14 protein-coding genes and 1 tRNA gene are annotated in these 12,290 nt (G+C 44.0%); 11 read left to right on the top strand and 4 right to left on the bottom strand.

The features are described from left to right. Positions 1 to 133: 133 nt before the first annotated feature. From panC to WG943_RS10695, 7 genes are all read left to right on the top strand, one after another. A complete protein-coding gene (gene panC, locus WG943_RS10725) occupies positions 134 to 988 on the top strand; it encodes a pantoate--beta-alanine ligase (RefSeq protein WP_340408866.1) in 855 nt (284 codons plus the stop codon). Between the two features lie 92 nt (positions 989 to 1,080). Next, positions 1,081 to 1,428 (top strand): aspartate 1-decarboxylase, encoded by a 348-nt coding sequence (panD, locus tag WG943_RS10720; protein ID WP_340408865.1) that lies wholly within the window; start codon positions 1,081 to 1,083, stop codon positions 1,426 to 1,428. A 9-nt stretch (positions 1,429 to 1,437) separates the two neighbouring features. Further along, positions 1,438 to 2,478 (top strand): lysylphosphatidylglycerol synthase transmembrane domain-containing protein, encoded by a 1,041-nt coding sequence (locus tag WG943_RS10715; RefSeq protein ID WP_340408863.1) that lies wholly within the window; start codon positions 1,438 to 1,440, stop codon positions 2,476 to 2,478. Beyond that, complete coding sequence (gene rfaE2 / locus WG943_RS10710) at positions 2,462 to 2,953, top strand: D-glycero-beta-D-manno-heptose 1-phosphate adenylyltransferase (protein WP_340408862.1); 492 nt, start codon at positions 2,462 to 2,464, stop codon at positions 2,951 to 2,953. The genes WG943_RS10715 and rfaE2 overlap by 17 nt, the downstream gene beginning before the upstream one ends. 4 nt (positions 2,954 to 2,957) lie before the next feature. Then, positions 2,958 to 3,632, top strand: coding sequence for a zinc metallopeptidase (locus WG943_RS10705; protein ID WP_340408860.1), 675 nt, complete (start codon positions 2,958 to 2,960; stop codon positions 3,630 to 3,632). Positions 3,633 to 3,857: 225 nt separating this feature from the next. Continuing rightward, positions 3,858 to 4,997, top strand: a complete 1,140-nt coding sequence (locus WG943_RS10700; protein ID WP_219876112.1) for an acyl-CoA dehydrogenase — start codon at positions 3,858 to 3,860, stop codon at positions 4,995 to 4,997. A 160-nt stretch (positions 4,998 to 5,157) separates the two neighbouring features. Further along, the gene (locus WG943_RS10695) at positions 5,158 to 6,084 is read left to right on the top strand and encodes an AraC family transcriptional regulator (protein ID WP_340408855.1); all 927 of its coding nucleotides are present in this window, start codon (positions 5,158 to 5,160) and stop codon (positions 6,082 to 6,084) included. Here the strand turns inward: WG943_RS10695 and WG943_RS10690 are convergent. From WG943_RS10690 to WG943_RS10680, 3 genes are read right to left on the bottom strand one after another with little or no spacing between them, the layout of a single operon-like run. Continuing rightward, positions 6,067 to 6,828 (bottom strand): geranylgeranylglyceryl/heptaprenylglyceryl phosphate synthase, encoded by a 762-nt coding sequence (locus WG943_RS10690; RefSeq protein WP_340408854.1) that lies wholly within the window; start codon positions 6,826 to 6,828, stop codon positions 6,067 to 6,069. The genes WG943_RS10695 and WG943_RS10690 overlap by 18 nt on opposite strands. Next, positions 6,818 to 7,387: a hypothetical protein gene (locus WG943_RS10685; protein ID WP_340408852.1), complete on the bottom strand. Its 570-nt coding sequence runs from the start codon at positions 7,385 to 7,387 to the stop codon at positions 6,818 to 6,820. Before WG943_RS10685 ends, WG943_RS10690 begins: the two co-directional genes overlap by 11 nt. Then, a complete protein-coding gene (locus WG943_RS10680) occupies positions 7,384 to 7,764 on the bottom strand; it encodes a phage holin family protein (RefSeq protein WP_340408850.1) in 381 nt (126 codons plus the stop codon). Before WG943_RS10680 ends, WG943_RS10685 begins: the two co-directional genes overlap by 4 nt. Positions 7,765 to 7,920: 156 nt before the next feature. Here WG943_RS10680 and WG943_RS10675 point away from each other — a divergent pair, with 156 nt between their 5' ends. Then, the gene (locus WG943_RS10675) at positions 7,921 to 9,030 is read left to right on the top strand and encodes a DnaJ domain-containing protein (RefSeq protein WP_340408848.1); all 1,110 of its coding nucleotides are present in this window, start codon (positions 7,921 to 7,923) and stop codon (positions 9,028 to 9,030) included. A gap of 135 nt (positions 9,031 to 9,165) precedes the next feature. Here the strand turns inward: WG943_RS10675 and WG943_RS10670 are convergent. Further along, positions 9,166 to 9,238: transfer RNA gene (locus WG943_RS10670), tRNA-Phe, on the bottom strand. Positions 9,239 to 9,407: 169 nt separating this feature from the next. Here WG943_RS10670 and WG943_RS10665 point away from each other — a divergent pair. The 3 genes from WG943_RS10665 to WG943_RS10655 all read left to right on the top strand — a co-directional run bounded on the left by WG943_RS10665 (position 9,408) and on the right by WG943_RS10655 (position 12,280). Next, positions 9,408 to 10,781 carry a (Fe-S)-binding protein gene (locus WG943_RS10665; protein WP_340408846.1) on the top strand — a complete coding sequence of 458 codons (1,374 nt, stop codon included), beginning with the start codon at positions 9,408 to 9,410 and terminating at the stop codon, positions 10,779 to 10,781. 107 nt (positions 10,782 to 10,888) lie between these two features. Continuing rightward, positions 10,889 to 11,707 (top strand): (Fe-S)-binding protein, encoded by an 819-nt coding sequence (locus WG943_RS10660; RefSeq protein ID WP_340408844.1) that lies wholly within the window; start codon positions 10,889 to 10,891, stop codon positions 11,705 to 11,707. A gap of 90 nt (positions 11,708 to 11,797) precedes the next feature. After that, entirely contained in the window at positions 11,798 to 12,280 is a 483-nt protein-coding gene (locus tag WG943_RS10655; protein ID WP_340408842.1) for a hypothetical protein, read from the top strand. Positions 12,281 to 12,290 lie beyond the last annotated feature (10 nt).

Here is a 12,290-nt window from a genome sequence, read left to right as displayed (position 1 = left end):
TTGTAAGTTAAAAATTAATAAGCAACAGTAATGGGACGTGCAAAATTAGTATTTTTTATTCTAATTTTCAATTCTATGCGTTATAACTTACATTTGCCGGCCTTAAACTAATAATACCAAGCATACAGATTAAATGGAAGTTATAAAGCAGGTTAGCACCATCCGTGAAAAAATGCAAGCTCTCAGGTGTAGCGGCAAGCGCATTGGCTTTGTGCCCACCATGGGAGCATTACACGAGGGGCACCTGCAACTGCTCCGCGCCTCTGCCCAAGATAACGACATAACGGTTTGCAGCATTTTTGTGAACCCCACCCAATTTAATAATCCGGAAGATTATAAACTGTACCCCCGCACATCTGAACAGGATATTGCATTGCTAAAATCTGTAAACTGCGATTTCCTGTTCCTGCCTGATGCTGAGGAGGTATACACACAACAGACACTGCTGCAGTTTAGTTTCGGGGCGCTGGAACAGGTTATGGAAGGAGAGCACCGTCCCGGGCATTTTAATGGGGTAGCTACTATTGTGAGTAAGCTTTTCCATTACATAACACCTCATAAAGCATACTTTGGACAGAAAGACCTGCAGCAGGTAGCCATTGTGCGCCAGTTAATACAAGCGCTTAGCTTTAATCTAGACTTAGTGTGCTACCCAACAGTGCGCGAGGAGAGTGGTTTGGCTATGTCGTCGAGAAACAAGCGCCTTACCTATGAGCAGAGGCAAATAGCAGCTAAGTTATACAAGGCATTGCAAATGGCGGCCGGAATGATAAACGTAAAGCCAGTGCAAAGTATAAAACAGGAGGTAGAGGCTTATCTGCAAAGTATAAGCCAAATAGAGTTGGAGTATTTTGAAATAGCTGACCCTAATACATTACAGCCCCTACAAGATGTAATAGCCACAAACGAAGCGGCTTTATGCATTGCAGCCCATGTAGGCTCTGTTCGGCTGATAGATAATATGCTGGTGAATTTAAAAGAAGGTTAAGTTGTTTCAGTGGGGCAAGGCATACTGCCACAGAGTTTGGTAGTTAATATGCAGGCAATTGTCTAACTTTGCGCTTTATTACAAGATACACCATGTATATTGAGGTTTTAAAATCCAAAATTCACCGTTGTAAGGTAACTCAAGCCGAATTGCACTACGTTGGCAGCATCACAATAGATGAAGATCTAATGGACGCGGCAAATGTTGTGGAGAATGAGAAAGTACAAATCGTTAACATCAACAACGGCGAACGTTTCGAAACTTATGTGATTAAAGGAGAGCGCGGTACTGGTACTGTGTGCCTGAATGGCCCCGCTGCCCGAAAAGTGCAGGTAGGCGATATTGTTATCGTTATCTCTTACTGCAGCATTAAATTTGAAGACGCCAAGTCCCACACGCCAACACTCGTTTTCCCTGATCAGCACAACCGCCTGGTATAAATCCCGCGCATGAAACAGCTGTTCTCCTTTCTGAAATATGCACTTCTATTGGGCGTATCTGCATTTCTGATGTGGTACGCGCTAAAGGAACTCGATTTTCAGAAAATGTGGGATGAGCTGAAGAACACAAACTATACTTGGGTTGGTGTCTCGCTTCTGATGGGAGTGGCTGCTTATATTAGCCGTGCATACCGCTGGCATATGCAGATAAAACCGACAGGACATAGCCCAACAGTATTGCGTACCTACCGCGCCATGATGGTAGGCTACCTGGCAAACCTGGTGCTGCCCCGAATGGGCGAGGTGGTTCGCTGCAGCATTCTGAAGCGCACGGATAACGTGCCGGTAAACACTGGTTTCGGAACAGTTATCGCAGAGCGCTTTATCGATATGGTTATGCTGCTGCTGGCCATAGGCATAACCTTCCTGGTAGAGTTTAACCGTATCCGCGACTTTTTCTTAAGTCTTTTCACTGATAAGTATACAGGACTGGAGCAAACTATAGATTCTCTTTATTGGGTATTCTGGGTTATGCTAGGTGCAACAGTAGTTATACTCTTTATTGTGCTACGCTACCTGAGCCGCCTGCGACAGAATTCATATTTCCAGAAAGCAGCAAGTTTTGTAAAAGGTATGCTGAAGGGAGTGTTTAGTATCACAAAACTTGATAATCAGGGGGTGTTCTGGGCACATACTTTATTTGTATGGCTGATGTACTATGGCACAAGCGTAATTGTATTTTTTGCCATACCAGCCACGAGTAACTTAGGTTGGGGAGCCGGACTATCTGTTTTAGTGATTGGAAGTTTAGGTATGGCAGCGCCGGTGCAGGGTGGGGTAGGAGTTTACCATTTGCTGGTGCAGGCAACGCTGCTCCTATACGGGGTGCCTAAAGAAGCAGGCATGGCTTATGCCTTGGTAGCACATACTTCGCAAACACTTTTAGTCGTTGTGATGGGTGTAATCAGTTTTATAACAAGTATGGTGCACCCTTCGCAGCCTGTGGCTACAGAAGATAATCCAATAACAGTACATGAGTTCAAGCGATAAAATATACACGCAACAACAGCTGCAGGAGCAGCTAAAAGTATGGCGGGAGCAAGGGCAGAAGGTAGTTTTTACAAACGGATGCTTTGATCTGCTGCACCTGGGCCACGTCGATTACCTGGAGAAAGCACGACAACTTGGCGATAAACTAGTACTGGGGCTTAATACAGATGCGTCAATTAGCCGTATAAAAGGACCAAGCCGGCCACTTCAGGACGAAATGTCACGTGCGCGCGTAATGGCATCTCTTTTGTTTATAGATGCAGTAGTGCTCTTCAACGATGATACACCACTGGAGCTTATCAAGCTCGTGCAACCGGATATTCTTGTTAAAGGTGATGATTACGCAGTAGAGCAGATTGTAGGGCACGAGGTGGTAATGGCTAAAGGCGGTGAGGTTAAAACAGTTCCGTTGGTTAAAGGTTACTCTACTACCAATATCGTAAACAAAATAGAAAACCAAGTAAAGTATAAATAAGCATATGATCTGGATTATAATGATCGCCATAATGCTTGCAAGTTGGGGAGTTAGTGCCCGATTGAAGAGCAAGTTTAAAGAATACTCTCAAACACCCTTAAGCTCGGGGCTTACTGGCCGTGAGGTAGCAGAAATGATGCTGCGCGACAATGGCATCACAGATGTAAAGGTTATGTCGGTGGCTGGCCGTTTAACAGACCACTACAACCCGACAGATAAAACAGTTAACCTAAGCGAATATGTATATGAGGCGCGTAGCGCAGCAGCAGCAGCCGTGGCAGCTCACGAATGCGGACACGCAGTACAACATGCTAAAGCTTATGCGTTTTTGAAGTTCCGCTCGGCCATGGTGCCAGCGCTAAGTATAGCTTCTCGTTACATGCAGTGGATTATACTTATAGGTATCTTTATGCTGCAAACAACACCTGTGCCGCTTACTATTGGTGTAGCGCTGTTTGCCTTAACTACCATCTTTAGTTTCGTAACGCTGCCTGTAGAATTTGATGCCAGTAAACGTGCCTTAGCCTGGATAGACCAGCGTGGAATTGTTACAAGGCAAGAACACGGAATGGCGAAAGATGCGTTAAAATGGGCAGCTCTAACGTATGTAGTAGCTGCTTTGGGCTCATTAGCAACGTTACTATACTACGTTTCAATACTTATGGGCCGCCGCGACTAAAATGTTAGCACGAAATATAATATTGTATAAACGCCGTCTGCACATGTGTAGCCGGCGTTTATTGTTTAAATAGGCTTATAAGAAGTACCAACCAGTTGGTAAAGTATAAAAATGTTCGGCTAGCATAACAATTTATGTTGTACTGGGTTGATTTAATTGCACTGTATTTCATAATTTTGTATTCTTAAAATCATTGTTTCAACAGAATCCTTTATATACACAAGTATGAATTTTCAATTAACAGAAGAGCATCTGGCAGTACAGGCTGCTGCACGTGAGTTTGCACAAACAGAGTTATTGCCTGGCGTTATTGAGCGCGACGAACACCAGAAATTCCCTGCTGAGCAGATTAAGAAAATGGGTGAGCTTGGCTTTATGGGTATGATGGTAGACCCGAAGTATAATGGCGGCGGCATGGACACTATCTCTTATGTATTGGCCATGGAGGAAATCTCTAAAGTAGATGCTTCTGCTTCTGTTGTAATGTCTGTAAATAACTCACTTGTTTGCTGGGGCCTTGAGAAGTATGGCACTGAAGAGCAAAAGCAGAAATACTTAACAAAGCTTGCTACAGGCGAGATTATCGGTGCATTCTGTCTTTCTGAGCCAGAAGCTGGTTCTGATGCAACATCGCAGCGCACTACTGCTGAGGATAAAGGCGATTACTACTTGCTTAACGGTACAAAGAACTGGATCACGAACGGCAGCACAGCTTCTGTGTACCTGGTGATAGCGCAAACAGATCCAGAAAAGAAGCACCGTGGTATCAACGCCTTAATCGTTGAGCGTGGCATGGAAGGTTTTGAGATAGGTCCTAAAGAAAATAAACTGGGCATCCGTGGCTCTGATACGCACTCTCTGATGTTTACAGATGTTAAAGTACCAAAGGAGAACCGCATTGGCGAAGATGGTTTCGGCTTTAAGTTTGCAATGTCAACGCTTGCTGGTGGCCGTATTGGTATTGCTTCGCAGGCATTAGGTATAGCATCTGGTGCTTACGAACTGGCGGTTAAATACTCAAAAGAGCGTAAAGCGTTTGGTGTAGAGATTGCGAAGCACCAGGCTATCCAATTTAAACTGGCAGACATGGCCACAAACATCGAGGCTGCTCGTCTGCTTTGCCTGCAGGCTGCACATGACAAAGACACGCACTCTGACTATGGTAAGTCTGGTGCTATGGCGAAACTTTTTGCATCAAAGGTGGCGATGGAAACAACAGTAGAGGCGGTACAAGTTCACGGCGGTTACGGTTTCGTAAAAGAGTACCATGTAGAGCGTTTGATGCGCGATGCAAAAATTACACAAATTTACGAAGGTACTTCTGAGATACAGAAAATAGTAATTTCAAGAGAACTGCTGAAGTAATAAAAGGCCTAAAACGTTGTTTCCATGTTGTTTAAGCCAAGAATAGTGTTTATCTAATTAAAATTTATTTTTTAAAATTATTTTGAATTTTATAAAGATTAATCTTAGCTTTAGGCCATAATTAAAGGGTTTATAGTATAAAAGTTAGTTGGTAACACACATGGAAGATTACAATAAGATTATTGAATCGCTTGGGGTGCGGTTCATTAAGGCAAAAAATCTGGTGTTGCAGCAGCCATTTACGGTTCGCAACTCCTACGATGTAGGCAATAACTTAATCCTGCTTCATAAAGGTAGCATCTTCTTTGGGGACGAAGAGCAAATGGTTGAAGAAGGAGAGTTGTTGTTCATACCTGGTGGCCGCAGCACGAAAGTAGCTTACGGTCCTGCCGGGGAAGGGAAAACGATCTCTAACGATGATTTGATCACGAATAAAGAGAAGTTCTTTAAAAACAATAACGATCTGGATTTGATCGGTGATGCAGAAGAGAGCCACAGCTTTGTGAGCTTTGAGGCAAAAGTATTTGACTCTGTAAACTTCTTCGCGTCGCTTGATCTGCCGGCATTCCTTATCTCTAACAACAACAAACTGGCTAACCTGGTTATCAAAGTTGTAGAAGAAAGCATGCAGGAACTGCCAGGTAAAGAGCGTCTGATCAACATCTATACTGAGAATATTGTAGTGGAAATTGTTCGCCACATCCTTCGCAACAGAATGTTTGTGGAGCAGCTGGCTACAAATAGCACATACTTCAAAGACCCTCGCCTTATCGACCTGTTCAACTACATTAAGGAGAACCTAGGTGGCGATCTGTCTAACAAAGTGCTTTCTAACGTGGCAAACGTGTCTGAGGACTATGTTGGCCAGTACTTTAAGATGCTGACGGGCATTAACCCGCAGGATTACATCGAGTACCAGCGTATGGAGCGTGCTGTATTCTTACTTAGAACTACTAAGAAGAGTATCCGCGAGATCGGTAAAGAAGTTGGTTACAAAGATACCGCTTACTTCTGCCGTCGCTTTAAGATGATGTTTGGTATACCTGCCGGTAAAATGCGTCGTCGCGAATCAGCGATGAACATCTAAGGCAACGTTATACGAAGCGATAAGATGAGAAACCTCGGCCAAAAAGCCGGGGTTTTTTTCTATATGATTACCTACTACAATCACATCAGCACCGGCATCTAGAGCAGCTTTTGCTTTTTGTTTTGTGTTGATGCCACCACCCACAATTACTGGCACATCTACTGCCTCACGTACTGCTGCAATCATCTCTGCAGAAATAGGTTCTTTTGCTCCGCTACCTCCATCTAAGTAGATATACTGTAGCCCAAGCATCTCTCCGGCCATAGCTGTGCAGGCGGCAATAGCTGGTTTGTCAAAAGGAATCGGTGTGGTGCCGCTCATGTAAGAGGCGGTAGTTTGGCGGCCGGTATCAACTAACAAATATCCGGTAGGCAGTATTTCTAAATTACTAGCCTTAAGTATGGGTGCAGCAATCACATGCTGGCCAATCAGGAACTCCGGGTTACGGCCTGAAATAAGCGATAAAAGCAAAATGCCATCAGCATGTTTATCAATGTACAGGCTGCTGCTTGGGAAAAGTATAACCGGAATACTGCTATGCTCTTTAATGAGCCGGATAATGTTAGCCTGATTTTCAGAAGTGATCAGACTACCTCCTACAAAGAAAAAGTCAACCTGGTGGGTTTCGCTCAAGGATAGCAGGTTCAGGCAGAAAGCCTCGTTAAGGTTGTCTGGGTCTAGCAGAACGGCAAAGTGCTTCCTGCCTGATGTATGCTTTTGTGAGCGAAGGTTTTTAAAAGGCATCCTCTTTTGGAACAATAATCTCAGTTGTCTCTACTACAGTTACCTCTTCAACAGGGGCTGCTGCAATATCGTTATTTTCAGAGATACTATTCAGATGATCGCTTACCTTTTTAGTGATATACATCAGAAGCAAAGTTGCAGCCTGTGATCCTACAACCTTTACTAGGCTAGAATCCAGAAAGCTGCCAGATTCTTTTCTGCTTTTGGACTTACCTTTCTTTCCTTCTTGTACAGGTTTAGCTGAAAAGCTATAACCACTGGATTCATGCTCGGTCATTACAGGAATGCCAGCTGAATCGTACGCTCTGGCTTCTGTTTTACTGCTATCTTTTTTATTGCTTTGCTTTTTAGCTTTTTTTTTCCCGCTGCCGCTAAGCATTCGTTTTAGTAGATAGCCGGCAAGCAATACACCTCCAGCCATAGCCACTTTTTTACCAATTTCCTGGCTCTGTGACTTGATGTGGTCTACATCGCCCATCAAAGCTCTTTTATATTCCTCTTTTTGCCGTTCTAAAAAATCACGTTCATTATCAAACAGCGGGTTCGATAGTTCGCTCATATGTTTTTCTCTCGTTTATCAGATTTATAGATCGTGTTGTTTAAAGACTTATCAGCCATGTCCTGAAATACTTTCTTATCAAGGCCTATCACAAGTATAACTAAAAGTATAACATAGATGAGCGCTATAATGCCGAAGCCCCAGAAAGAACTGTCGAGGAGGTGGTTAAGCAGCAGCCCTAAGAATATATTGACAAATATAAGGCACATAAAACCCACGACTCCAAGTAAAACGCCATGAATGGTATTTACCATTACAGCTTTTAGTTTTTCTTGTACTTCTAATCGTATGATATCTATACGGGTATCGATATAACCCATAAAGTTTTCTATAAGGCTGGAGTTTTTTTCGCGTGTGCCGTTGTCAGGAATTTCCATAGTTTTAATAGCTTTTTTTGTTGCTTTTACTGTATACGTGGGTAGGTGCAAAAATTTACGTCAAGTATAACTGATTAAAAGTGTAGTACGGAAATTGAAGTATATTGTCCGTTTTTAAGTAATTTTAAAGAGAATCTTTTTAAGAATCTTACCTTTTTGGACCGTAACTATTATAGCATTTTAGGCATAAGCCCCTCAGCCACCACACAAGAGGTGAAAGCTGCTTACAAGCGACTTGCCGTTAAGTACCATCCTGACAAAAACCAAGGGAATGTGCTGGCAGAGGAAATGTTTAAACAAGTAAATACGGCTTATCAAACCTTATCAGACACAAACAAGCGAGCGCGTTACGACTTGCGCCTGCAGTACCAGCGAGAGCGGCAGCGTGTACTGCGGCACCAACAGGCATTTGACCCCCGCTATTACCAAACTCGCAAGCCGGCTGGTGTATCGGAGCGTTATTACCGCCCCATTAAGCGTGACAATTATCGCTTCTCACGCAAAGACTGGTACATTACCGTTGCCTTTGTGGCTGGTTTGCTTACGTTTAGTCTGCTACTAAAAGTAGTAATGGATTATGTAACAGGAGAGGATAAGTATAAAACAGCTTTAACCTACATAGAAGATGGTAAGTATAGCAGTGCACACCGTTTACTTTCCGATGCTATACATTTTATGCCTGATAACGCAGATGCCTACGAGGCCCGAGCTATGATAGAGTTAGATATATATGAAAACTATTCTGCTGCCCTAGATGATCTGAATAAAGCGGTTAAGCTAAAAGCCAAGCCATCGGCGCAGATATACTTTATGCGAGGGCGCAGTTATCAGCAAATGGAGCAATACCAGCAGGCAGAAAAAGATCTTACACAAGCTATCATGCTTAATAAAAATCTATGGAGTGCTTACTTGGCAAGAGGGGAGGTGCGACTTTTCTTTCTAGGAAAGTATGAGGAGGCTATCTCAGACCTTAGTGTTTACCTAAAGAACAGCAAACGGAGTAACAAGGATTGGCTTACAGCTTTAACCTTTAGAGGCTTTGGTTATTCTAAGCTAAAAGATTTTTATGCCGCAGAACTGGACTACAGAACCGTTTACAAACTGGATAAGCAGAATGGGCGTGTTTTATACTTGTTGGGTCGCAACGAAGTGGAGCAGTTAAAATCAGACTCGGCGTGCACGCATTTTTACCAGGCTTACCAACTGGGTTATTCAGCCGCGCTCTTCGAAATGCGCATGAACTGCGAGCAAACACTTCTGCGGTAATTCCGGTTATAGTAATGCCTGCTGCATCTTTAATAAAAGGTTAAAGTATAACGACAGGTTTGCAACTTGTGCAGGTGCTGGAAAAGAGAAGGGTATTAAACAAAAAAACCTCGCCGTTTCTGACGAGGTTTTCTGTGGTGATGATTGGAATCGAACCAACGACACAAGGATTTTCAGTCCTTTGCTCTACCAACTGAGCTACATCACCAGCTCTTGTTGTGTCACCCTCTTCCGTAAGGGTATGCAAAAGTAGCAACTAACTTTTAAGTAGCAAACATTCTTGAGAAAAATATTTTAAAAAATTGCCTGTACATACGTTTTTCTCATTATTCTGCTATCTTTAACTATAAATTAGTATGTATAACGAATAATTTGCCGTGATAGGAATAGAGAACATTATCTTTCTGATAGTAGCAGCCATAGGTATTGGCTTGTTTGTGTGGCAGATCCGCAAGATCCGCAAAAACGTGCTGCTAGGGCGTGATGTGGAATTGGCTGATAATCCATCGGAGCGTATCAATAAAACATTGCTGGTAGCCTTTGGGCAGCAGAAGATGTTTAAGCGAATGCTGCCTGCCGTGTTGCACCTTTTTGTATACGTTGGCTTTATCGTAATTAACATTGAGGTACTAGAGATTCTAATCGATGGTATTTTCGGTACACACCGTGTGCTAGGCTTTGTTGGCCCGCTGTACAGTGGGTTGATGGCACTAAACGAGATACTGGCTGCGCTGGTGATCATTGCCTGCGTAATGTTTCTGTGGAGACGTAATGTAACCAAAGTGCCGCGTTTGGCAACCGGTGTAGAGATGCGTGCCTGGCCAAAAGTAGATGCAAACATCATTCTGATTGTAGAGATCGTGCTGATGCTGGCGCTGTTCGTATTTAACATTGCTGATATGAAGCGCGTGCTGCTGGCCGGTGAGGAGGTCGTAGGGCTTTACCCTGTAAGTAGTTTCTTTGTAGACATCTTTGGTGAAGATCCTGAGCAGCTTTACATTATTGCCAAGGTAGGCTGGTGGTTCCACATACTGGGTATACTCGCCTTTATGAACTACCTGCCAAGCTCCAAGCACTTCCATATTATCATGGCTTTCCCGAACGTGTATTACTCTAAGCTATTGCCAAAGGGTAAATTCACGACCAATCCGGCTATTACCCATGAAATAAAAGCCATGCTGGACCCAAGCTACCAGCCTCCTGCCCCGGAGGTAGACGCTGAGGGTAACCCGGTTATGCAACGCTTCGGAGCAAAGGATGTAGAAGACCTGACCTGGAAGCAGTTGATGGATTCCTATACTTGTACGGAGTGTGGCCGCTGTACTTCAGTTTGCCCTGCCAACTTAACAGGTAAGCTACTCTCTCCGCGTAAGATTGTAATGGATACCCGCGATAGAATGGAGGAAAAAGGTGAGCACCCGGCCATTTTTGCACCGAACCATTACAAAGAGCAAGGCGTGGAGCGCGTAGATACCACAGAAGAGAAAACGTTGCTACGTGGCTACATTACACCGGAAGAGCTTTGGGCTTGTACCACTTGCAACGCCTGCGTAGAGTCTTGCCCAGTAAATATAGACCAGGTTTCCACGATCATGGACCTACGCCGCTACCTGGTACTCGAAGAATCAGCTGCGCCTGCTTCGCTTAATGCCATGTTTACCAACATCGAGAACAACGGTGCACCTTGGGCCTTCCCGGCGTCAGATCGCTTTAATTGGGCTGATGAGTTGTATGTGCCTTCTAAAAACTAGACAAAAGAATTTTTTAGACATAGGACAAAAGACTTCATGATACAGGACTCAAAATAAAAGACCTGTGTCTTTTGTCAATCGGTCCTTTGTCGTTTACAAATAACCAGATGGAAGAGAATAAAAGATTAGTAAAAGTGCCTACTATGGCCGAGATGGCTGCAAATGGCGAAGAACCTGAAGTATTGTTTTGGGTAGGTTGCGCTGGTGCTTTCGACGACCGTTATAAAAGAGTAACCCGTGCTTTTGTGCAGATACTGGAGCATGTGGGTGTAAAGTATGCCGTACTAGGCACGGAAGAAAGCTGCACCGGCGACCCTGCCAAGCGTGCCGGTAACGAGTTCCTGTTCCAAATGCAGGCGCTCACTAACATCGAGGTACTAAATGCTTATAATGTTAAAACGATTGTTACGGCTTGCCCGCATTGCTTTAACACTATCAAAAACGAGTACCCTGATTTAGGTGGCAACTATGAGGTGATTCACCATTCTACGTTCCTGCAGCAGCTGATAAACGAAGGCAGAGTTAAGATACAAGGAGGCGGCGCGTTTAAAGGCAAACGTATTACCTTCCACGACTCTTGTTATTTGGGCCGCGCCAACGATATTTATGAAGCACCACGCGATGTATTGGCTGCCCTGGACGCCGACCTTGTAGAAATGAAGCGCAGCCGGGCCAATGGCCTGTGTTGCGGTGCCGGTGGTGCCCAAATGTTTAAGGAGCCGGAGCCGGGTAAAAAAGACGTTAACATAGAGAGAACTGAAGAGGCTTTGGCCGTATTAGGAGCCGGTAACGGTGTAATTGCAACAGCCTGCCCATTCTGTATGGTGATGATGAACGACGGTGTGAAGAACAAGGAGCAGGAAGAAACCGTAAAGGTTTTTGATATAGCAGAGCTTATAGCACAGGCAGAAGGGCTTTCGAAATAAATTGTTGATTCATAATTGTTAAATGCTTCTATACTTAGATGATAGGAAGGTAATAAACAAAGATCAACAACCAACAATCAGCAAATAAGTATGTATATTCCGTTTGATGAATTGCCGCCGGAGGCACGCCTTTGGATTTACCAGGCAAGCAGGCCCTTTACAGAGGCAGAGCAGACTGAAATAAAACCGCTTTTGCAACGTTTTGCTACTGAGTGGAGTAGCCACGGAAAAGGCTTACAGGCATCTGCAGATTTGCTGCACGATCGCTTTCTGGTGCTGGCTAACAACGAGTCGGCTACTGCTGCCAGCGGTTGCTCTATAGATGCTTCAGTGCGATTTGTAAAAGAGCTGGAGGAGCGTTTTGGTGTTTCGTTTTTTGATCGTTCGCAGCTGGCGTTCCTGAATAAAGGAGAAGTAGAAACGGTGGCTATGAATGAACTTAAAAGTAAAGTGGCTGCCGGCGATATTAAAAAGGATACTTTATACTTTGATACATTAGTAAACAATTACGGAGAGTTGCAGCAAGCGTGGCCTACACCAGCCGGTGCTAGTTGGCTCTCCAGGTATTTCTGATCTGGCAAAA

The sequence above is a fragment of the Pontibacter sp. H249 genome, assembly GCF_037892465.1.
Taxonomy (GTDB): domain Bacteria; phylum Bacteroidota; class Bacteroidia; order Cytophagales; family Hymenobacteraceae; genus Pontibacter.
Note: the sequence above shows the minus strand (reverse complement) of the source record. Positions and strands in the feature narration are given on the sequence as shown.

Coding starts and splice junctions, on each gene's coding strand:
- panC (WP_340408866.1), top strand. CDS start 134: ATGGAAGTTATAAAGCAGGTTAGCACCATCCGTGAAAAAATGCAAGCT.
- panD (WP_340408865.1), top strand. CDS start 1,081: ATGTATATTGAGGTTTTAAAATCCAAAATTCACCGTTGTAAGGTAACT.
- WG943_RS10715 (WP_340408863.1), top strand. CDS start 1,438: ATGAAACAGCTGTTCTCCTTTCTGAAATATGCACTTCTATTGGGCGTA.
- rfaE2 (WP_340408862.1), top strand. CDS start 2,462: ATGAGTTCAAGCGATAAAATATACACGCAACAACAGCTGCAGGAGCAG.
- WG943_RS10705 (WP_340408860.1), top strand. CDS start 2,958: ATGATCTGGATTATAATGATCGCCATAATGCTTGCAAGTTGGGGAGTT.
- WG943_RS10700 (WP_219876112.1), top strand. CDS start 3,858: ATGAATTTTCAATTAACAGAAGAGCATCTGGCAGTACAGGCTGCTGCA.
- WG943_RS10695 (WP_340408855.1), top strand. CDS start 5,158: ATGGAAGATTACAATAAGATTATTGAATCGCTTGGGGTGCGGTTCATT.
- WG943_RS10690 (WP_340408854.1), bottom strand. CDS start 6,828: ATGCCTTTTAAAAACCTTCGCTCACAAAAGCATACATCAGGCAGGAAG.
- WG943_RS10685 (WP_340408852.1), bottom strand. CDS start 7,387: ATGAGCGAACTATCGAACCCGCTGTTTGATAATGAACGTGATTTTTTA.
- WG943_RS10680 (WP_340408850.1), bottom strand. CDS start 7,764: ATGGAAATTCCTGACAACGGCACACGCGAAAAAAACTCCAGCCTTATA.
- WG943_RS10660 (WP_340408844.1), top strand. CDS start 10,889: ATGGAAGAGAATAAAAGATTAGTAAAAGTGCCTACTATGGCCGAGATG.
- WG943_RS10655 (WP_340408842.1), top strand. CDS start 11,798: ATGTATATTCCGTTTGATGAATTGCCGCCGGAGGCACGCCTTTGGATT.